Below are 19,513 nucleotides of genomic sequence, written 5' to 3'. Positions count from 1 at the left end.
ATCCTGTCCCTGATGCAACCAGCTAGCCCTCAAGCGATGCCAAACACAACGCGGCTTCGGATGATTCCTGCTGGAAGGAAAAACCTATACCATGATTCACACTGATCCACAGATCAGGCATCTCTTTTATGCACTTCCTATTGACGGAGATTGCGGGGAGCTACCGGTAACATTAATCTTCTCTCATTCATCTGGAGTACGATGATCTATGCGTGCATTCGACGCAAAGACCGGCTCTCTTTCACGAGGAATACTCATGCGACACCGCACCATTGCAGCCTGGCTTCTGACGGCGCTGGCTCTCCTCTCTTCACCGGTCGCTTCATCGGCTGCATCAGAACCGATCAAGGTAAAAGTGTTTATCGCCGCCATGTTCGAGATCGGTCAGAACAGCGGTGATCGCGCCGGAGAGTTTCAACGGTGGTATGAGCATTACTGGAAGGATGCCAAGCCGATCGAAGTGAAAGGCGCGCTGAAGCCGGTCTATTGCAACGATGATGGCGTATGCGGCTCCGTTCTCGGCATGGGCAAGGTGAACTCTTCGGCCAGCATGCAGGCAATCATGCTCGACCCGGCTTTTGATTTTTCCAAAACCTACTACATCCTGTCCGGCGTGGCCGGAACGCCGCCTTCACGCGGCACGATCGGCGATGTGAGCTGGGCAACCTGGCTTGTCGATTACGATCTGGGTCATCGCTGGGCGCCGGAAGAAGGCAAACCGGGTGAGCCGGTTTTCATGCCGCGGAAAGGCTACGAGGAATACCGCGTTTTCAAGCTCAATCCTGAACTGGTCGCGGCAGCGGTCCGCTTGGGCTCCGATGTCGAGCTTCGCGATTCAGCCGAGGCACAGGCTTATCGCATGCGCTATCCCGACAAGGCCGCGCAGGCGAAACCAGCCTTGAAGACGGGCACGCATATGACAGGAGATACATTCTTCCATGGTCCCGGACTGTCAAAAGAGGCACAGTATATCGCCAAGCTCTATGGTGCCGACGATTATCTCGCCACCGAGATGGAAGCTGCAGCGCTCGCGCTCGTTATCAAGCGGCAGCACGGTACAGACCGTATCCTCAGCTTGCGGGGTTCGGTGAATTTTGATCAAGGAAATCCGAAAGAAACGACGCTGCAGCACCTGGATCCGGCACCGGGCGAAACAGCGGGCGGGTTCGCTGAAACAGTCGAGAACATTTATCTCGTCGGCGCTCCGGTCGTGAATGACATCGTCACCCATTGGGACAAATGGGAAGCTGGTGTGCCAAAGTCAGAATAAGACAGGAAAAGCGGGTTGTTCCATCGGAACAGCCCGCTCTGCTTCAGGCATTCATGCTTTTGTTGACAGCGCGGGCTTCGCTATTGGCCCCTTTCGGTGCACTGTCGAGCCGCTTCAGGCGCTTTTCCTCGGCTTCGATATAGTTGCGCGTCAGGGGAACGGCTTCCTGCCTGTGCGCAATCTGGATGTGGAACACCATCATGTTCTGCCAACGGAAAGCGCTTTCGGAAGCGGCAAGATAGAATTCCCACATACGGCAGAAGCGTTCGTCATAAAGCGCCTTGGCCTGTTCGCGATTGGCCATGAAAGCCTCACGCCAGGCCTTGAGCGTTTCCGCATAATGCAGTCGCAGGATTTCTATGTCGGTGACATACAGCCCCGCCTTTTCGATATGCGGCAGCACTTCCGACAAGGCAGGGATATAACCGCCCGGGAAGATATATTTGCGAATGAACGGATTGGTCGCACCCGGCCCGTCGGCCCTGCCGATGGCATGCAGCAGGAACACGCCATCCGGCTTCATCAGCCGCGCCACATGCTGGAAATATTCCGCAAAATGGCCGACACCGACATGCTCGAACATGCCGACCGAAACCAGTCGGTCGAACTTGTCATCGATATTGCGATAGTCGGTCAGCTCGAATTTGGCCCGATCCGAAAGCCCTTCATCCGCGGCACGCTGATTAGCGATGCCGTGTTGTTCTTCCGATAAGGTCACACCGGTCACATTGGCCTTGAGGTGGCGAGCAAGATAAAGGCCCATGCCGCCCCAGCCGCAGCCGATATCGAGTACCTTATCGCCTTCCTTCACAAGCAATTTCGCCGCGATATGGCGTTTTTTGGCAAGTTGCGCTTCGGCTAGCGTCGCATTTGGCGGATCGAAATAGGCGCAGGAATATTGCTTGTCCGGATCGAGGAACAGATCGTAAAGCTCGCCGGAAAGGTCGTAATGTCTTTTGATATTGTCGGACGAACGCGCGATCGTGTTCATCTGCTGGAAGCGGCGAAACAGAATGCGCAACTTTGCCAGCGCCTTCATCCATGGCTCTATCGCCACGGTCGGCCCGGTATTTTCAAACACGATCTGGAGCAGCGTGTAAATATCGCCTTCCAGAAAGTCGATCTCGCCGTCCATGAAACATTCTGCGAGTTTCAGTTCCGGGTCGAGCGCAACGGCGCGCTCGGCGTGCTTTGTCTTGAAGTGTATATGAACCGGCACACCGGTCCTGTCGCCATACTGCGAAAGCGCACCACTAGAATCGGTGACCGTCAGGTCGCCGGTTTTAATCATATGCGAAAGAACAGTACGCATCATTCCATACATCGGCCCCATCTCCTCTTCAGGATCGAAGCAGGCGCACGTCCATGCGTTTGCATGGCAGGCGGCAGTGCATAAGTATCAAAGCCGCTCTGTCATCAGATTTTCAGGCAATATCCCCTTGGTCAAGCGGCCTCGGGAGTAATGCCCAAGCAACGCAGACGTTTCCGTCAGCACCCTCTGCAATCCAATACTAATATGCAGAATAGGGAGTTTTACCGATCTGAAAAGAGAAAATGCCCGACGGAGGCCGCCGGGCACGATCATATAAAGTTTACCACGATGGGAATGCCTGCTGACAGAGCGGGCGTTCGCAGGGATAAAAGGCGGCTAATTAAGCCTGATCTTCAGCTTCTTCGTCTTCGTCGAAGACTTCTTCCGAAAGCGGTGCTTCTTCGATGCCATAGATGGCTTCGATCGAGGTCAGGTCTTCACCCTTTGCCTGACGTTCGGCTTCTTCAGTCGAACGAGCGATATTGACCGAAACCTGAACCTGAACTTCCGGGTGCAGCGAAATCGAGACTTCGTGCAGGCCGATCGTCTTGATCGGATGGTTCAGTTCAACCTGGTTGCGGTGCAAGGTGAAGCCGTTCGCCGTGATGATGTCGGCGATGTCACGGGTCGAAACCGAACCATAGAGCTGACCGGTTTCGCCAGCCGAACGCACAACGATGAACGATTCGCCGTTGAGCTTGGTTGCAACTGCTTCGGCTTCGTTCTTGCGTTCCAGGTTCTGGGCTTCGAGCTGAGCGCGCTGGCCTTCGAACTTCTTCTTGTTGGCTTCGTTGGCACGAAGAGCCTTGCCCTGCGGGAGCAGGAAGTTACGGGCGTAGCCGTCCTTGACCTTGACGGTTTCGCCCATCTGGCCGAGGCGGCCGATACGTTCCAGAAGAATAACGTCCATTGGAGTTTCCTTTCGAGTTTCTGATTCGGTTACTGACTGTCAGTGCCCGGCATTTTCGAGACTGGCGCGCCGCGCGAAGTGTCGAAAAGTCCGAGAACCATGAAGATGAAAAGCAGGAATGCGAAGAGTATGATCGCAAAGTAGGCCAGCCACAGCGCCACAGGGCGCCACACCTTGCCGCGTGTGCGAAAATGCATGATGGCAAGGCCTGACATCATGAAACCGGCACTGAGCGCCCCGGCCACGACGGTTGCGATCAATCCGGCGCCGCCAGGAAGAAATGCAACCGCGAGAGCGACCGCGAAGACGAGCAGGGCCGGGCGCGGCATGCGCAGTGTTGCGGGCCAGTCATCACGCGGACGGCGCAGGCGACCCGACATGGAAATCAGGCGCTGCGCCAGATAAAGATTGCCAACGAGAATCGCAAGGCAGGTTGCCGGCTGGATCGCAGGCAGGGCGACCATCAGCAACGACGTTACATTGTTGCGAATGTCCTCGCTGGCCGTAAACTGAGGATCGGCTTCGGCAACCCGGTCGATAAGCGTATTCGCGAGTTCGCGTGCCATGTCCGGGCCAAAGCCCAGGATTGCGCCGATAACGATGAAGCTGAGCGCTACCATCAAGGCAAGCCGGAACACGATATCCGACAGCGGAAACCAGACCAGAACGTCCTTCGGTCCGCCAAGTTCTTCGGCAGGCCGTGCAAGACCGCAAAGATAGGCACCCGTCGCGGCAGGAATGAAGCTGGTCAATGCCATCAACAAGGCGGCCATCGGAACCGCGACAATGCCGACGGCAACCGTGGCTGTGGCGGCGGCAACGATACCGGCGCTCGAACCCCAGCCAAGGGCGACAACGAAGATGGGAAGCGGCGTCAGGAAATAGAGAACCATCGCCATGGCCGCCATAGCGCCACCCTGGGCGATGACGCCGGACGACATCAAGGCCGAGGCAAGCCCAGCCAATATGCCGATACCGATAATGGTTCCGTTGAACTTCATGAGTTTCGCTGTCCTGCTCCGGCTATTCCGGTTCTGCAGTTAGAGAGGGCTACAAAGCATGTCCAACAAAAGTGGAAACCGGTTTTGTGTCCGGACATGCCCAAGAATGTGCCACGTCTCAACTTGGGTTTTCAGTACGCTCCGCCGCGCCCATCGCAATGGAGGAAAAGGAACCGGAAGGCGATCTCTGCGAGAACGCCTTCCGAAATCTTGTTCTTACTTCACAACGTAAGGCAGCAGGCCGAGGAAACGGGCGCGCTTGATCGCCTTGGCGAGTTCGCGCTGCTTCTTCTGGCTGACAGCCGTAATACGGGAAGGAACGATCTTGCCGCGTTCAGAAATATAACGCTGCAGAAGCTTGATGTCCTTGTAGTCGATCTTCGGTGCGTTTGCGCCGGAGAACGGGCACGTCTTGCGACGGCGATGGAAAGGACGACGGGTCGGGATCTGATTGATATCAACCATGATTATGCTCCTTCACCAGCTTCGTTGTCGCGCGGGCGACGTGGGCCGCGATCGCCACGATCACCGCGATCGAAACCGCCTTCACGACGGCGCGGACGATCATCACCATCGCGATCGCGACGGTCGTCGCGGCGGGTGAGCATGGCCGACTGGCCTTCTTCGTGTTCTTCAACGCGAACGGTGAGGAAGCGAAGAACGTCTTCGTTGATGCGCATCTGGCGTTCCATTTCAGCAACGGCTGCAGCCGGAGCGTCAATGTTTACGAGCGTGTAATACGCCTTGCGATTCTTCTTGATACGGTAGGTGAGGGGACGCAGACCCCAGTTTTCGACCTTACCGACCTTGCCGCCATTAGCTTCGAGGACACCCTTGTACTGTTCGACGAGAGCGTCGACCTGCTGCTGGGAAATGTCCTGGCGGGCAAGAAGCACATGTTCATAAAGAGCCATTGGCTTTGCCTTTCTTCGTTTTATCACGCCGACACCAGCGGCTAAGCCCCTGCGACTTCTCTTTTGCCGGAAAGCCGGTGAAGAAAGGACGCGTATTTGAGACGGTCGAGAGCGGAGACACGGGAGGCAGAAGCGCTTGTGACTTCCAACGTATTTCTAACTAAATAATCAGTCAGAACCACGGCCCTCCGTTCAGCCCCCAGCTGGTGCCGAGCAATGAACGGGCGGCTATTACGTGTTTTTCCCCTTGTTTGCAAGCGCGATATCCCCGAAAAACCGACAAATGCTTGACTTTTCGCTCAAGGCTAAGGCACATCGCGCCAAATTGTGCATTTAATTGCAAGGCACGTCGCCGGTAACTCATACGAGTTTCGGCGCGATGATATGCATAAAACCAGAATGAGGCATCAATGGCGGTAGCATTTACCTTTCCAGGACAGGGCAGCCAGGCGGTAGGCATGGGCAAGGCCTTGGCCGAACAGTTCGCGGAAGCACGCGCCGTCTTCGACGAAGTAGACGCGGCACTGGGCGAAAAGCTTTCCGCCACCATGTTCGAAGGACCGGAAGACGTATTGACGCTGACCGCGAATGCGCAGCCTGCGCTGATGGCTGTTTCGATGGCCGTGCTGCGCGTCATGGAAGCGCGCGGTTTCTCGCTGAAGGACAAGGTTTCCTACGTGGCCGGTCATTCGCTGGGTGAATATTCGGCACTTTGTGCAGCGGGTACATTCTCGCTTGCTGATACCGCGCGCCTCCTGCGCATCCGCGGCAATGCGATGCAGAAAGCTGTACCCGTCGGGGAGGGCGCGATGGCTGCGATCATCGGTCTGGAGCATGGCGACGTGGAAGCGATCTGCGTCGAAGCCAAGGCTTCCGGTTCCGTCCAGATCGCCAATGATAATGGCGGCGGTCAGTTGGTAGTCTCTGGTTCCAAGGCTGCCGTTGAACTGGCCGCCAAGCTGGCTTCGGAAAAGGGCGCAAAGCGCGCCATCATGCTGCCGGTATCCGCCCCCTTTCATTCAACCTTGATGGGCCCCGCTGCAGACGCCATGCGCGAAGCGCTTGCTTCGGTCGAAAAGCACAATCCGATCGTGCCACTCATTGCCAATGTGCGCGCGGCGCCGGTGACCGACGCCAATGAAATTGCCGATCTGCTGGTCGAGCAGGTGACGGGTCAGGTGCGCTGGCGCGAAACGATCGAATGGTTTGCGGCCAATGGCGTCACCACGCTTTATGAAGTAGGTTCGGGCAAGGTTCTGACCGGTCTGGCGCGTCGCATCTCCAAGGATGTTGCGGGTGCTGCTGTCGGTTCGGCTGAAGAAATCGATGCAGCGCTTGCTGCTCTCGGCGCTTGATTCCGAAAAGTTGCAGACTTTTCGGATAAGATCATGCGATAAAAATTGAGAAGCTAAAAGGATCCGACATGTTTGATCTGACTGGCCGCAAGGCTCTGGTAACCGGCGCAACCGGTGGTCTTGGCGAAGCGATTGCCCGCGCACTTCATGCACAGGGCGCAATCGTCGGCCTGCACGGTACGCGCGAAGAAAAACTGAAAGAGCTTGCTGCTGAACTTGGCGACCGTACCTTTATTTTTCCGGCCAATCTTTCCGACCGTGAGGCTGTCAAGGCTCTCGGCCAGAAGGCAGAAGAGGAAATGGGCGGCGTCGACATTCTGGTCAACAATGCTGGTATCACCCGTGATGGTCTGTTTGTGCGCATGAGCGACGAAGACTGGGATGCCGTTCTCAACGTCAATTTGACCTCGGTCTTCAATCTGACGCGTGAGCTGACCCATCCGATGATGCGTCGCCGCAATGGCCGCATCATCAACGTCACGTCCATCGTCGGTGTGACCGGCAATCCCGGTCAGGCGAACTACTGTGCGTCGAAGGCAGGCCTCATTGGCTTTTCCAAGTCGCTGGCGCAGGAAATCGCCAGCCGCAACGTGACGGTTAACTGCATCGCTCCAGGCTTCATCGAATCGGCCATGACCGACAAGCTGAATGAAAAGCAGAAGGAAGCGATCATGAGCAATATCCCCATGAAACGTATGGGGATTGGTGCCGATATTGCTGCTGCCGTGGTTTATCTTGCCAGCGATCAGGCAGGCTACGTGACGGGCCAGACCCTACACGTGAATGGTGGTATGGCTATGATCTAAACCTCCTTCTTCCCTGAATTATGGTATAAAATGCCTTAATACCGGGCTTGGAGAAGGAAAAGGCGCTTTGCCTTGCTCAAGAAGCATGGTAATGCGCCCATCGAGAATTGCGGCATTCTGAGTAGAAGTGCCGCGATCCTGTTCCGAAAGGAATATCCACAGGATGACTGTCCGAGCGGCTTCGCTCGAAACTTGGCAGACATCTTATAACTTGATTACAATCCTGCATGCCGCTAACCAAGGCAGAGCAACAAACACACAGGTCGAGGTTCCGACATGAGCGATACCGCAGAGCGCGTCAAGAAAATCGTTGTTGAACATCTGGGCGTAGATGCCGACAAGGTCACGGAAGGCGCAAGCTTCATCGATGACCTCGGCGCAGACAGCCTCGACACGGTCGAGCTGGTCATGGCGTTCGAAGAAGAATTCGGCGTTGAAATTCCTGACGACGCTGCCGAAACGATCCTTACGGTCGGCGACGCTGTGAAGTTCATCGACAAGGCTTCTGCCTAATCTGAACTTGGGCATTGGGCTGGGGTTCTCGCGAATCCCGGCCCTGCTTGTCTTTGATCGTCTCTTCTCTTTCAACGGAGAGGGGCGAGCAAGCAAGAAAGGTCGCCCAGCGGCCTGATTGTGAATCTGCCAGAACACTGATCGGAGATCGTGTTCGACATGGCAGGCTCCGGTTTTAACAATTGGAGCACCCTCCCTCTAAAGTCAGGCCCGGACATATGTTCTGCCGGTTAAAGCCTGCGGGAAGGTGTTCGTGACATAACAGAGTTTTAAGGGGTGGATATGAGGCGTGTCGTCATCACCGGTCTTGGTCTGGTGTCGCCGCTTGCGAGCGGTGTCGAAGAGACCTGGAAGCGTCTTATTGCCGGTGAAAGCGGTGCTCGCCGCGTCACGGAATTTGAAGTCGATGATTTGGCTTGCCAGATCGCTTGCCGCATCCCTCTTGGTGATGGAACCAATGGCACCTTCAATCCCGACCTCCATATGGAGCCCAAGGAACAGCGCAAGGTCGATCCGTTCATCGTCTATGCCGTCGGCGCTGCCGATCAGGCGCTGGACGATGCCGACTGGCATCCTGAAAGCGACGAAGATCAGATCCGCACCGGTGTTCTCATTGGTTCCGGCATTGGCGGTATCGAGGGTATTGTCGAGGCGGGCTACACGCTGCGCGACAAGGGCCCACGCCGTATTTCGCCGTTCTTTATTCCTGGTCGTCTGATCAATCTGGCTTCCGGTCATGTGTCGATCAAGCACAAGCTACGCGGTCCGAACCATTCGGTCGTGACAGCTTGCGCGACCGGCACACACGCCATTGGCGACGCTGCCCGTCTGATCTCGTTCGGCGATGCGGATGTCATGGTTGCCGGTGGAACGGAATCACCGGTCAGCCGCATTTCGCTGGCTGGTTTTGCCGCCTGCAAGGCGCTGTCCACCAAACGTAACGATGACCCGACCGCAGCCTCCCGTCCGTATGACGAAGACCGCGACGGCTTCGTGATGGGTGAAGGCGCTGGCGTTGTGGTTCTGGAAGAACTGGAACACGCCCTGGCGCGCGGTGCGAAAATCTATGCGGAAGTGATCGGCTACGGCCTGTCGGGTGACGCTTATCACATCACGGCTCCGACCGAGAGTGGTGAAGGTGCCGAGCGCTGCATGGTTGCGGCTCTCAAGCGCGCTGAAATCACGCCGGACCAGATCGACTACATCAACGCCCATGGCACATCGACCATGGCCGACACCATCGAACTGGGTGCTGTCGAGCGCGTGGTTGGCGATGCGGCTTCGAAGATTTCCATGTCCTCGACCAAGTCATCCATTGGCCATCTGCTGGGTGCTGCCGGTGCCGCTGAAGCAATTTTCTCGACGCTTGCCATCCGTGACAATGTTGCGCCTGCGACGCTTAATCTCGACAAACCGGCTGTTACGACCAAGATCGATCTGGTTCCGCACAAAGCGCGTGAGCGTAAGATCGACATTGCTCTGTCGAACTCCTTCGGATTTGGCGGAACCAATGCTTCTTTGGTTCTGCGCCGATACTCCTGATCTGTTTCGCTGAAAATAAAATATCGAATTTAAAAAACGCGGGGATTTCTCCGCGTTTTTGCCAAAATATAACCGGATGCGATGTTTAAAATCGTGAACAGCGGTTAGTGTGGTTACGACTCCGGAGAGTTTAATTCGCTCTAACGGAAAACAGGTACAAAAGCCGTTCCAGGCGGGCATTCGGCACAATGTGGCGGAACGTTCGCCAAAATAGATAGACAGAGCCTTTCTCGTGGTTTGGTTTGAACCAACGAAATACTCTGGACCGAGGTGATTGAGTGAATTCAGAGGCGCCATCCGGAACGACCCCTGCAGACGAGCAGCCCAAAGGCGCGACGCAGGAAACGAACGCGACTTCCAAGCCGTTCGTGCCGAAATCCGCGTCTGAAGCCTTGCGCCCCGAGCCTGGAACACCACCGCCGCGCAAGCGCTCGCGCCATGCCCGCAGCCAGATCGTCGTTTTCATGAACTTCATGCTGTCGCTGGTGGTACTGGTTCTGCTCGGTGCGTCTGCCTTGTTCTATTTCGGCAAGATGCAGTTTGACGCCAAGGGACCGCTCACCGCTGAAACGACTTTTCTCGTCAAGCGCGGCGCCGGTATCGCTGAAGTTTCGAACAGTCTGGAAAACCGTGACATCGTCAGCGATGCGCGTATCTTCCGTTATGGCATACGCACATTGGGACATGAGAACGATCTGAAGGCAGGTGAATATGCCATTCCTGCCGGCGCGACGATGCGTGATGTGATGGATATCCTCATCAGCGGCAAATCCATCATGTATCCGCTGACTATTCCGGAAGGTCTGACGGTCAAGCAGATTTTCGACCGTATTTCGGCAGATCCAATTCTTGTCGGCGACATGCCGAAGGATATGCCGCCGGAAGGTGCGCTCTTCACTGATACGTTGAATTTCACGCGCGGCACGACGCGCTCAGAGATCATCGATCGTATGGTAGCCTCGCAGAAGAAGCTAGTCGATGATGCCTGGGCAAAACGCGATCCAGACTTGCCGATTAAGGACAAGAATGAGTTCGTGACACTGGCTTCCATTGTGGAAAAAGAAACCGGTATCGCTTCTGAACGCCCGCATGTGGCCTCGGTCTTCGTCAACCGCTTGAAGAAGGGTATGCGTATCCAGTCCGATCCGACCATCATTTATGGTCTGTTCGGCGGTGCCGGCAAACCTTCCGATCGACCGATTTTCAAGTCGGACATCGAAAAGCCGACCCCTTACAACACCTATGTGATCAACGGCTTGCCGCCGACACCGATTGCCAATCCGGGCAAGGCAGCACTTGAAGCGGTCGCCAATCCGCTGGATACGGAAGACCTTTACTTCGTTGCCGACGGTACAGGCGGTCACGTGTTCTCAAAGACGCTGGAGGAACACAACGCCAATGTCCGTAAATGGCGCTCCGTGGAACAGCAGAAGAATATCGAGCAACAGAACAATAACGGCAATAATACAAGCCAGAGCTCGGGCCAGTAGCGGCGCCGCTACGATTTTTGGCGGGCTTGAAAATATGTGACCGAAGCCGGTGGTATCGTCGGCTTCGGCTTGGCTTTTAGAGTAAGTTCGCACCTTCGCGGGCGTGAGTTGAGGGGACGGAACGCATGGCGCTCCAAAGCATGACCGGATTTGCACGCCATGCCGTGCAACACGCCATGGAAGGCGGAGAAGCGCGCATCGTCTGGGAAGTGCGTTCCGTCAATGGCAAGGGGCTCGATCTTCGGCTGCGTCTGCCGCAAGGGCTTGAAGCGGCCGAACATCCGGTCCGTTCTATGCTCGCGCGTCATTTCTCGCGCGGTAATTTTCAAGCAAGTCTCAGCGTTGAACGTAGCGAAGCTCAAGCCGGTTTCAGCATCAATCAGGCCATGCTCGCCGAGATCCTGAAGCTAGGTGCCGATTTGCAGGCGAAGCACGGATTGGCACCTGCCAGCGTAGACGGTATCCTTTCGCTGCGCGGTATTATTGATCAGGCGCAGATGGTTGATGATGAAGATGACCGTGGCGGGTTGGAAGCTGCGATCGTCTCAGGCTTTGAGGAAACGCTCAAGGCAATCGCCGATGCGCGCAGGCAGGAGGGCAAAGCCCTTTTCACCATTCTTTCCGCTCATGTCGACAGCATCGAACGCTTGACCGGGAGCGCTCGCCGCGACCCGTCGCGAGGCACCGATGCGATCAAGGCCCGACTTTCTGGACAAGTGGCCCTGTTGATGGATTCCGCACGCGAACTCGATGAAGCGCGGCTCTATCAGGAAGCGGCATTTCTTGCGACCAAGGCCGACATTCAGGAGGAGCTTGACCGGCTGGATACCCATGTGGCATCCGCCCGCAAGCTTCTGGCCGATGGCGGTCCTGTCGGACGCAAGCTCGATTTTCTTTCACAGGAATTTAATCGTGAGGCTAATACACTGTGTTCTAAATCGAATGCAGCGTCGATCACAGCGATCGGCCTGGAATTGAAGGCGGTCGTGGATCAGTTTCGCGAACAAGTACAAAATCTGGAGTAACAGGTATCATGGCCATCTCTTCGGTTGAAAATGGCGTCGCACGCAGAGGCTTGATGGTGGTGATTTCGTCGCCATCCGGGGCCGGTAAATCCACGATTGCCCGGCTTTTGCTGGAAGACAAGAAGATGAATCTCTCGCTGTCGATCAGCGTGACGACGCGCCCGCGCCGTCCGAGTGAAATAGAAGGGGTCCACTACCATTTCAAGACGATCCGCGAATTCGAACGCCTGCGTGACAATGACGAGTTGATCGAATGGGCCGAGGTTCACGGCAATTTCTATGGCACGCTGCGAGAAACGGCTGAAATCGCGCTGGCCGACGGTCAGGACATGCTGTTTGACATCGACTGGCAGGGCGCAGACCAATTGCAAGCCAAGATGCCAGCCGATGTGGTGTCAATTTTCATTTTGCCACCCACCATGCGCGAACTGCAACAGCGTCTGAACCGCCGCGCTGAGGATACGGCTGATGTCATTGAGACCCGCTTGCAGAATGCTCGTTTTGAAATCCAGAAATGGGTGAAATACGATTATATCGTCATCAACGAGGATCTCGACCGCTCCTTCACGGCGATCAAGTCGATCATTGAGGCTGAGCGTCTTCGTCGCGACCGCCGACCGGGTCTGTTCGATTTCGTAACAGGTTTGCTGGAAGAAGAACCGGGCATTTAAATTTCTGGAAAGTCCCCTGAGCCGTGTCGTCTGCAGGTACAGAAACCAAGCACTGGTCCATCGTGGAACTCCTTCACGAGACGGTCAAGAACCCGAACATTCATGTGCGCGGCAGGCACAGCTATTACAGCAATGCATGGACAGGCTCGTTCGAAGAGAGTGTCGTTCGTTATCTTTATGGTGACGAATACAGTCTGCAGGCCTGGGAGTCCCAATGGGCTGTGGATCAGCTTTATATTGGTGATTACGTCTGCATCGGTGCAGAGGCTGTCATCTTGATGGGCGGCAACCACACGCATCGTACGGACTGGTTCAGTCTCTATCCATTTCCCGATGTCATTCTCGAAGCCTACAAGGGAAAGGGTGACACGATTATCGGGGATGGGGCATGGCTTGGAATGCGTGGCATGATAATGCCCGGAATTACTATTGGAGAAGGCGCAATCGTCGCTTCTGGCGCAGTCGTCACAAAAGATGTTGCAGCTTACACCATCGTGGCCGGCAATCCTGCAGCGCCTATTCGGTCCCGTTTTCCAGCAACGACTGTCGATGCTCTTCTGAGCCTCAGAATCTACAGATGGGACGAAAAGAAATTTGACGCCATGAGAGCGTATCTTTGCGCAGATGATATCAATGCGCTTGTGACAGCTTCTGCTTACTATGACAAAAATACCGGAGCGGCAGAATAAACCCGTTCACGCCAGTCTGATTGTCACGCGATCTGTGTCGGCTACCAATTGCCGAAAAGCATCGAGAAAAGGTTTGCCGCCGCGTGTTTGCAGGTTGTTCAAAGCTTCAACATTCTTGAACACCAACTCGCATTCACCAGGCCAACCGGGGCCTTGCCATTGCACAGCATCCCAGAACGCGTCGAGCGTGTAACCGAAGGATTCTTGATCTTGGGCCGGGACGGCTGAAAGATAACGCCGCCAGAGTTCATCGGGACTCTCAATGCCAGCGCAATCGATTTCGTAGATGGGCAGCATGTCAGTCTAGCAGGATCAGCAGGCCGTCCACCATGCCGAGGACAAGAATGAGCGCACCCATTGTTATGGCCGTCACGATCAGCATACGCTTTTGCCGGTCGCGCTTTTCCGTTCGCTTGCCCGTCCAGTCATAAGGCGATTCAGGCATTCCTCTCTCCAGATCGGCGCGGCATTGAAAATTGCCGTGCAGGATCGCTTTCCCCGTAGCCTGCACTTTACCGTCAATATCTGCAAGTTTGATGATGCTGATAAATTCGCATCTGCCTAAGCCGCGTTCAAAATGACAGGCGGTTATACAGCCGTGCCACCCACCGTTACCTGGTCCATGCGAAGATGCGGCTGGCCAACCCCGACAGGAACCCACTGACCGCCCTTGCCGCAATTGCCGCTGCCGGTATCGAGCTTCATGTCGTTGCCGATCATCGATATCCGCTGCATGGCATCCGGGCCGTTGCCGATCAGCATTGCACCTTTGATCGGCACTCCGATCTTGCCATTCTCGATCATGTAGGCTTCGGTGCAGCCGAACACGAACTTTCCGGATGTGATATCCACCTGGCCGCCACCGAAAGAAACAGCGTAGATTCCCTTTTTCATAGAGGCGATGATTTCCTCCGGGGTCTTATCGCCTGACAGCATATAGGTGTTGGTCATGCGTGGCATCGGTGCATGGGCATAGGATTCACGGCGGCCGTTGCCGGTCGCTTCCATGCCCATCAGGCGCGCATTCTGGCGATCCTGCATGTAATTGACCAGTTTTCCGTCTTCGATCAACACGGTGCGATTGGTTGGCGTGCCTTCATCGTCAATCGTGAGAGAACCACGCCGTTCGGCGATCGTGCCGTCGTCGACGACCGTTACGCCCTTGGAGGCAACCTGCTGGCCGAGCAAACCCGCAAAGGCCGATGTTTTTTTTCGGTTGAAGTCGCCTTCCAACCCATGTCCTACGGCTTCATGCAGCATAACGCCCGGCCAGCCATTGGCCAGAACAATGTCGAATGTGCCTGCCGGGGCAGGGATGGCTTCCAGATTGACAAGTGCCTGCCGCAATGCCTCATCAGCGGCGTGCTGCCAGCTTTCGACGGTGATGAATTCGCCAAAGCCCTTGCGTCCGCCAACCGTATGCGAACCCGATTCCTGACGGTCGCCATCGCCAGCCACCACAGAAACGCTCAACCGCACCATGGGGCGTATATCGCGCACGAAGTGACCGTCGGCGCGCAGAATTTCGACCTGCTGCCATGAACCTGCAAGCGAAACGGAAACCTGACGGACTTTAGGGTCTTTGCCGCGCAGATACGCGTCGATCTGCTGCAAAAGCTGCACCTTGGTGTCGAATGTCGGCGAACCGATGGGGTTTTCATCCGTGTATAGATGACGGTTGGTGCCCGCAGGTGCTGCTGAATAACTTCCGCCGTCGCCCTTCAATGTAGCCGATACAGCATCAGAAGCACGCTTCAGGGCGGCAAGCGAAAGATCGCCAGCATGGGCATAACCGATGGCTTCACCCGCAACCGATCGCAGGCCGAATCCTTGATCCTGATTGAAGGAGCCGGTCTTGAGGCGGCCATTGTCGAAAACAAGCGCCTCCGCCTCGCGGTATTCCACAAAGAGCTCGCCGTCGTCGCGGCCTTTCAGGCTTTGGGCGACCAGGCGCTCGATATCGTCGCGGCTGACGTCGAAACTGTCGATCAGGCTTTTCATAAAAATAAATCCTGCAGCATGTGTTTGCTGCAGGATGTAAGCCTTAAATCGGTTGAGAACAACCACATGTAGGTATGAGGCAGATGATTCAGGCTATAGTGAGCCGAAAATGGTGGGTTTCGAGAACCGGAGCGCAGCGTACTTAAAGGTACGTGAGCACCGGAAGCGCAGAAAAACGCCATTTGCAGGCCACTATATCGTGAATCACGGAAGGGCGTCGAAGCCTTCACCAAACCCTTTAAGATCCACCGGAATGCCAACGCCCTCTTCCGGCGTCTGGAAGACGATGAAGGTGGCAGCCTTTCCGGAGCGCAGCGTCTTGAGAAGATCGTCCTCAAGGATCACCTCGGCATAGCAGCCGTCTTCGAAGCAGCGGACGAAGTAGGCGCGACCAATATCCTTGCCATCGACATTGAGGCCGAGGCCGTTGGGCAAGAGAACGCCCAGCGGTGCCAGAACACGAAGAATGCGTGCCTTGTTGTCCGCCGTCTTGAGAACCACGACTGAAAGACCCAGTTCAGGGCGCTTTGCGGCGACCACGTTCTGGATCAGTGCGCACTGCTCCGTCTTGGCGCCAGCAGGCGTGTCACAGAGAACGGACCAGGCGCCATGCTGCGACTTGAGCTTGCCGCTCTGCTGCGGGCTGGTCGGGGCTGCCTGCGACTGGGCCGCAGGGGCTTCTTGTGGGGTTTGTAACTGCGCCGGGGTGTCCTGAGCAACCGAAGGAAGCGTTGCAACGGCGAGCGCCATACCGGCGCCTGTTGCAAGGGTTGCGAGGCGCTGGCTGATCGTGCGGCGGGCGAGCATGCGAAAAGTCATGAAATCTCCAGATCGAATCACCGGGACGTTAACGCGCTGCATTGGCCATGGAAAGCGCCGTGACAGGCGTTTATCAGTCCTGGCCATCATAGCAACGGTGATACCGTCTGTTGCGTCGATTGTCACGCGGCACATTAAAAGAAACGTCTTGTCAAATCATGGCTTCATTATGGGTTTCGTGCGGTTTTCCCAAGTTTTCATGGCGAAAATGAACCGCTCTGCGGCATTGAATACACTCGGACATTCGCTCTTTCTCGAGTGGGCTGCGCGCAAAAATGCCGCACAGGAACGTATTCGCCTTCCTTGCGGTGTGCGCTAAGGTGTGGTTTGAACGCCGACGGGGGATGCGGCCGTCTTTAACGTCCGGCGTCCAGCTCGAAAGGGCGAAAAGGGAGAGAGTTCTGGTGGATAAGATTGTTGCCACAACGAAGGGCGCCTTCGGCGGCGCTCTTGCAGTGCTGTGGACGACTGGTGCCGCTTTTGCGGATCAGCCTCGTCCGTGGGAATGGAGATTTCAGGACGCTGCGACTGGGATTGCCGAACAGATTCATTGGTTTGAGCGTTATACGCTCTGGTTCATTATACCAATTACCCTGCTGGTTCTGTTTTTGTTGATCTGGGTAGCGCTACGCTTTCGCGCGAGTGCAAACCCGGAGCCATCCAAGACCAGCCACAATACCGCTATTGAAGTGATCTGGACCATCGGGCCTGTGATCATTCTTCTGTTCCTGGCGGTTCCGTCCTTCCAGCTTCTGACGGCGCAATATTCGCCTGAGGATCCGACGCTGACGGTCAAGGCAACGGGATACCAGTGGTACTGGGGTTACGAATATCAGGTCGATAATCCAGTCAGTTTCGATGCCCTTCTGCTGAAGGATGCCGATCGCGCTGCCGCTGGAAAAGAGGATCGTGCGCGTTATCCGCGTCTTCTCGCCGTCGACAACGAAGTCGTGGTTCCGATCGGCGAAACGGTTCGTCTCCTCGTCACCGCTGCCGACGTGATCCATTCGTGGACGATCCCGGCTTTCGGTGTGAAGATGGACGCTGTTCCGGGCCGCATCAACGAAGCCTGGTTCAAAGCAGACAAAGAAGGCCTCTACTACGGCCAGTGCTCGGAGCTTTGCGGCAAGGATCATGGCTTCATGCCGATCGCGGTGCGCGTTGTCTCGAAAGAGCAGTATCAGACCTGGCTCGCTGCTGCGGGATCGGATCTGAACGGCGCGAACAAGGCACTTCAGGCCGCTGTTGAAGGTGGCGCAAACGATAAAGTGGCTGCGGCGGGTCTCTGATCCCGATCGCCAAGACTGTTGAAAAACGGGAGCGAATTCCATGGCTGGCACAGCAGCTCACGAGCATGGTGCCCACGACGACCACAAGCCGCATGGCTGGGTTCGTTGGGTATACTCGACCAATCATAAAGACATCGGTACTCTGTACCTGATTTTTGCAATCATCGCCGGTATCATCGGCGGCGCTCTGTCCATTGCGATGCGCGCCGAACTCCAGGAGCCGGGTATCCAGATTTTCCATGGTCTGGCGTCCATGGTCTACGGCGTCGAGGGCGATGCCGCGCTTGATGCCGGCAAGCAGATGTTCAACGTGTTCACCTCGGCGCATGCCCTGGTCATGATTTTCTTCATGGTTATGCCTGCGTTGATCGGCGGCTTCGCCAACTGGATGGTGCCGCTGATGATCGGCGCGCCGGACATGGCTTTCCCGCGCATGAACAACATTTCGTTCTGGCTTCTGCCGCCTGCGCTGTTGCTGCTGATGATCTCGCTGTTCATGCCTTCGGCACCTGGTGGCTGGGGCCCCGGTGGTGGTTGGACGCTTTATCCGCCGCTTTCGACCTCCGGTCAGCCCGGACCGGCTGTGGACTTCGCTATCCTTGCAATCCACATCTCGGGTGCCTCGTCGATCCTCGGCGCGATCAACTTCATTACCACGATCCTCAACATGCGCGCACCGGGCATGACGCTGCACAAGATGCCGCTCTTTGCCTGGGCCGTGCTGGTGACGGCGTTCCTGCTTCTGCTTTCGCTGCCGGTTCTGGCAGGCGGCATCACCATGCTGCTGACGGATCGCAACTTCGGAACGACCTTCTTCACGCCGGACGGCGGTGGCGACCCGATCCTTTACCAGCACCTGTTCTGGTTCTTCGGTCATCCTGAAGTGTACATTCTGATCTTGCCGGGCTTCGGCATCGTCAGTCACATCATTTCGACCTTCTCGCGCAAGCCGATCTTCGGTTACCTCGGCATGGCTTACGCCATGGTCGCCATTGGCGTCGTCGGCTTCGTCGTCTGGGCTCACCACATGTATACGGTCGGCCTGTCGCTCGACACGCAGCGTTACTTCGTTTTCGCGACGATGGTCATCGCGGTTCCGACGGGTATCAAGATCTTCTCGTGGATCGCGACTATGTGGGGCGGTTCGCTGACCTTCCGTGCGCCGATGCTGTGGGCAATCGGTTTCATCTTCCTGTTCACGGTCGGCGGTGTGACGGGCGTCCAGCTCGCCAATGCCGGTCTCGACCGTGCTCTTCATGATACCTATTACGTCGTTGCACACTTCCACTACGTGCTGTCACTAGGTGCGGTGTTTGCAATCTTCGCGGGCTGGTACTACTGGTTCCCGAAGATGAGCGGCTACATGTACAACGAGTTCACGGCGAAGCTGCATTTCTGGGTCACCTTCGTTGGTGTGAACCTGGTCTTCTTCCCGCAGCACTTCCTCGGTCTTGCAGGCATGCCGCGCCGCTACATCGACTATCCGGACGCCTATGCGGGCTGGAATATGGTGTCGTCCTACGGCTCCTACATTTCGGGCTTCGCCGTCCTGATCTTCCTCTACAATGTCTTCGAGGCATTCGCGAAGAAGCGTGAAGCGGGCGCAAACCCATGGGGTGAAGGCGCAACCACGCTGGAATGGCAGCTTTCGTCGCCGCCTCCATTCCACCAGTGGGAACAGTTGCCACGCATCAAGTAATTGTGCGATGGGCGGAGTCCGGAAAAGACTTCGCCCTTCCTTACAAAATGTGCTATGGCGGGCGGCATTCTGTTCCGCCCGTCGCCGGTAGACGAAAAGTCGGCCACTAAGCACGGCGCTTTCCGGCGGGAACAGAATGGTTTCCGGGAGGACATGGTTGTGATGGTGCCGATCCGTGCTGTAGGGGCGGGGTGTTCGGACCGGTGA

General features: G+C 56.2%; 21 protein-coding genes. 12 read left to right on the top strand and 9 right to left on the bottom strand.

Features of this window, described 5'->3' with window-relative positions; all coding sequences use genetic code 11:
• Positions 1 to 208 precede the first annotated feature (208 nt).
• Positions 209 to 1,270 (top strand): purine-nucleoside phosphorylase, encoded by a 1,062-nt coding sequence (locus FIB18_RS07045; RefSeq protein ID WP_235894855.1) that lies wholly within the window; start codon positions 209 to 211, stop codon positions 1,268 to 1,270.
• A 43-nt stretch (positions 1,271 to 1,313) separates the two neighbouring features.
• Here the strand turns inward: FIB18_RS07045 and FIB18_RS07040 are convergent, their stop codons facing one another.
• From FIB18_RS07040 to rpsF, 5 genes are all read right to left on the bottom strand, one after another.
• Positions 1,314 to 2,594 (bottom strand): SAM-dependent methyltransferase, encoded by a 1,281-nt coding sequence (locus tag FIB18_RS07040; RefSeq protein WP_140020027.1) that lies wholly within the window; start codon positions 2,592 to 2,594, stop codon positions 1,314 to 1,316.
• 328 nt (positions 2,595 to 2,922) lie between these two features.
• A complete protein-coding gene (gene rplI, locus FIB18_RS07035) occupies positions 2,923 to 3,492 on the bottom strand; it encodes a 50S ribosomal protein L9 (protein WP_140020026.1) in 570 nt (189 codons plus the stop codon).
• A gap of 29 nt (positions 3,493 to 3,521) precedes the next feature.
• Positions 3,522 to 4,493, bottom strand: a complete 972-nt coding sequence (locus FIB18_RS07030) for a DUF2232 domain-containing protein (protein WP_140020025.1) — start codon at positions 4,491 to 4,493, stop codon at positions 3,522 to 3,524.
• A 216-nt stretch (positions 4,494 to 4,709) separates the two neighbouring features.
• A complete protein-coding gene (gene rpsR, locus FIB18_RS07025; protein ID WP_006466219.1) occupies positions 4,710 to 4,958 on the bottom strand; it encodes a 30S ribosomal protein S18 in 249 nt (82 codons plus the stop codon).
• A 2-nt stretch (positions 4,959 to 4,960) separates the two neighbouring features.
• Positions 4,961 to 5,407, bottom strand: coding sequence for a 30S ribosomal protein S6 (gene rpsF / locus FIB18_RS07020; protein WP_140020024.1), 447 nt, complete (start codon positions 5,405 to 5,407; stop codon positions 4,961 to 4,963).
• Between the two features lie 410 nt (positions 5,408 to 5,817).
• On the opposite strand from rpsF, the gene fabD reads away from it, so the two are divergent.
• From fabD to FIB18_RS06970, 8 genes are all read left to right on the top strand, one after another.
• Positions 5,818 to 6,762 carry an ACP S-malonyltransferase gene (gene fabD, locus FIB18_RS07010; RefSeq protein WP_140020023.1) on the top strand — a complete coding sequence of 315 codons (945 nt, stop codon included), beginning with the start codon at positions 5,818 to 5,820 and terminating at the stop codon, positions 6,760 to 6,762.
• A gap of 68 nt (positions 6,763 to 6,830) precedes the next feature.
• Positions 6,831 to 7,568, top strand: coding sequence for a 3-oxoacyl-[acyl-carrier-protein] reductase (gene fabG / locus FIB18_RS07005; RefSeq protein WP_140020022.1), 738 nt, complete (start codon positions 6,831 to 6,833; stop codon positions 7,566 to 7,568).
• 276 nt (positions 7,569 to 7,844) lie between these two features.
• Complete coding sequence (locus FIB18_RS06995; RefSeq protein ID WP_002963616.1) at positions 7,845 to 8,081, top strand: acyl carrier protein; 237 nt, start codon at positions 7,845 to 7,847, stop codon at positions 8,079 to 8,081.
• Positions 8,082 to 8,363: 282 nt separating this feature from the next.
• Positions 8,364 to 9,623, top strand: coding sequence for a beta-ketoacyl-ACP synthase II (fabF, locus tag FIB18_RS06990; RefSeq protein WP_140020021.1), 1,260 nt, complete (start codon positions 8,364 to 8,366; stop codon positions 9,621 to 9,623).
• A 278-nt stretch (positions 9,624 to 9,901) separates the two neighbouring features.
• Positions 9,902 to 11,113 (top strand): endolytic transglycosylase MltG, encoded by a 1,212-nt coding sequence (gene mltG / locus FIB18_RS06985; protein WP_140020020.1) that lies wholly within the window; start codon positions 9,902 to 9,904, stop codon positions 11,111 to 11,113.
• A gap of 125 nt (positions 11,114 to 11,238) precedes the next feature.
• Entirely contained in the window at positions 11,239 to 12,138 is a 900-nt protein-coding gene (locus FIB18_RS06980) for a YicC/YloC family endoribonuclease (RefSeq protein ID WP_140020019.1), read from the top strand.
• A gap of 8 nt (positions 12,139 to 12,146) precedes the next feature.
• Positions 12,147 to 12,809, top strand: coding sequence for a guanylate kinase (gene gmk, locus FIB18_RS06975; protein WP_140020018.1), 663 nt, complete (start codon positions 12,147 to 12,149; stop codon positions 12,807 to 12,809).
• Positions 12,810 to 12,832: 23 nt separating this feature from the next.
• Entirely contained in the window at positions 12,833 to 13,498 is a 666-nt protein-coding gene (locus FIB18_RS06970) for a CatB-related O-acetyltransferase (protein ID WP_140020017.1), read from the top strand.
• A gap of 6 nt (positions 13,499 to 13,504) precedes the next feature.
• Here FIB18_RS06970 and FIB18_RS06965 read toward each other — a convergent pair whose 3' ends face one another.
• From FIB18_RS06965 to FIB18_RS06955, 4 genes are all read right to left on the bottom strand, one after another.
• The gene (locus FIB18_RS06965; protein WP_140020016.1) at positions 13,505 to 13,795 is read right to left on the bottom strand and encodes a barstar family protein; all 291 of its coding nucleotides are present in this window, start codon (positions 13,793 to 13,795) and stop codon (positions 13,505 to 13,507) included.
• 1 nt (position 13,796) lies between these two features.
• Positions 13,797 to 13,943: a hypothetical protein gene (locus tag FIB18_RS24810; protein ID WP_158295701.1), complete on the bottom strand. Its 147-nt coding sequence runs from the start codon at positions 13,941 to 13,943 to the stop codon at positions 13,797 to 13,799.
• Between the two features lie 143 nt (positions 13,944 to 14,086).
• Positions 14,087 to 15,499, bottom strand: coding sequence for a metalloprotease TldD (gene tldD / locus FIB18_RS06960; protein ID WP_140020015.1), 1,413 nt, complete (start codon positions 15,497 to 15,499; stop codon positions 14,087 to 14,089).
• Positions 15,500 to 15,703: 204 nt separating this feature from the next.
• Entirely contained in the window at positions 15,704 to 16,318 is a 615-nt protein-coding gene (locus tag FIB18_RS06955) for an invasion associated locus B family protein (protein ID WP_105541206.1), read from the bottom strand.
• On the opposite strand from FIB18_RS06955, the gene FIB18_RS06950 reads away from it, so the two are divergent.
• From FIB18_RS06950 to ctaD, 3 genes are all read left to right on the top strand, one after another.
• Positions 16,317 to 16,637: a hypothetical protein gene (locus FIB18_RS06950; protein WP_140020014.1), complete on the top strand. Its 321-nt coding sequence runs from the start codon at positions 16,317 to 16,319 to the stop codon at positions 16,635 to 16,637. The two genes, FIB18_RS06955 and FIB18_RS06950, sit on opposite strands and share 2 nt — an antisense overlap.
• Before the next feature lie 85 nt (positions 16,638 to 16,722).
• On the top strand, positions 16,723 to 17,607 hold the full coding sequence (gene coxB, locus FIB18_RS06945) for a cytochrome c oxidase subunit II (RefSeq protein WP_140020013.1): 885 nt from the start codon (positions 16,723 to 16,725) through the stop codon (positions 17,605 to 17,607).
• A gap of 40 nt (positions 17,608 to 17,647) precedes the next feature.
• Positions 17,648 to 19,306 (top strand): cytochrome c oxidase subunit I, encoded by a 1,659-nt coding sequence (ctaD, locus tag FIB18_RS06940; RefSeq protein ID WP_140020012.1) that lies wholly within the window; start codon positions 17,648 to 17,650, stop codon positions 19,304 to 19,306.
• Positions 19,307 to 19,513 lie beyond the last annotated feature (207 nt).

The sequence above is a fragment of the Brucella pecoris genome (genome assembly GCF_006376675.1).
GTDB lineage: Bacteria > Pseudomonadota > Alphaproteobacteria > Rhizobiales > Rhizobiaceae > Brucella > Brucella pecoris.
Note: the sequence above shows the minus strand (reverse complement) of the source record. Positions and strands in the feature narration are given on the sequence as shown.

Excerpts from the sequence above, each read along its gene's own strand:
- FIB18_RS07030 (WP_140020025.1), bottom strand. The coding sequence starts at position 4,493 with ATGAAGTTCAACGGAACCATTATCGGTATCGGCATATTGGCTGGGCTT.
- FIB18_RS06995 (WP_002963616.1), top strand. The coding sequence starts at position 7,845 with ATGAGCGATACCGCAGAGCGCGTCAAGAAAATCGTTGTTGAACATCTG.
- rpsR (WP_006466219.1), bottom strand. The coding sequence starts at position 4,958 with ATGGTTGATATCAATCAGATCCCGACCCGTCGTCCTTTCCATCGCCGT.
- rpsF (WP_140020024.1), bottom strand. The coding sequence starts at position 5,407 with ATGGCTCTTTATGAACATGTGCTTCTTGCCCGCCAGGACATTTCCCAG.
- FIB18_RS06965 (WP_140020016.1), bottom strand. The coding sequence starts at position 13,795 with ATGCTGCCCATCTACGAAATCGATTGCGCTGGCATTGAGAGTCCCGAT.
- FIB18_RS06955 (WP_105541206.1), bottom strand. The coding sequence starts at position 16,318 with ATGACTTTTCGCATGCTCGCCCGCCGCACGATCAGCCAGCGCCTCGCA.
- tldD (WP_140020015.1), bottom strand. The coding sequence starts at position 15,499 with ATGAAAAGCCTGATCGACAGTTTCGACGTCAGCCGCGACGATATCGAG.
- FIB18_RS24810 (WP_158295701.1), bottom strand. The coding sequence starts at position 13,943 with ATGCCTGAATCGCCTTATGACTGGACGGGCAAGCGAACGGAAAAGCGC.
- ctaD (WP_140020012.1), top strand. The coding sequence starts at position 17,648 with ATGGCTGGCACAGCAGCTCACGAGCATGGTGCCCACGACGACCACAAG.
- FIB18_RS06950 (WP_140020014.1), top strand. The coding sequence starts at position 16,317 with ATGAAATCTCCAGATCGAATCACCGGGACGTTAACGCGCTGCATTGGC.
- fabD (WP_140020023.1), top strand. The coding sequence starts at position 5,818 with ATGGCGGTAGCATTTACCTTTCCAGGACAGGGCAGCCAGGCGGTAGGC.
- gmk (WP_140020018.1), top strand. The coding sequence starts at position 12,147 with ATGGCCATCTCTTCGGTTGAAAATGGCGTCGCACGCAGAGGCTTGATG.
- FIB18_RS06980 (WP_140020019.1), top strand. The coding sequence starts at position 11,239 with ATGGCGCTCCAAAGCATGACCGGATTTGCACGCCATGCCGTGCAACAC.
- rplI (WP_140020026.1), bottom strand. The coding sequence starts at position 3,492 with ATGGACGTTATTCTTCTGGAACGTATCGGCCGCCTCGGCCAGATGGGC.
- FIB18_RS07045 (WP_235894855.1), top strand. The coding sequence starts at position 209 with ATGCGTGCATTCGACGCAAAGACCGGCTCTCTTTCACGAGGAATACTC.
- fabG (WP_140020022.1), top strand. The coding sequence starts at position 6,831 with ATGTTTGATCTGACTGGCCGCAAGGCTCTGGTAACCGGCGCAACCGGT.
- fabF (WP_140020021.1), top strand. The coding sequence starts at position 8,364 with ATGAGGCGTGTCGTCATCACCGGTCTTGGTCTGGTGTCGCCGCTTGCG.
- FIB18_RS07040 (WP_140020027.1), bottom strand. The coding sequence starts at position 2,594 with ATGTATGGAATGATGCGTACTGTTCTTTCGCATATGATTAAAACCGGC.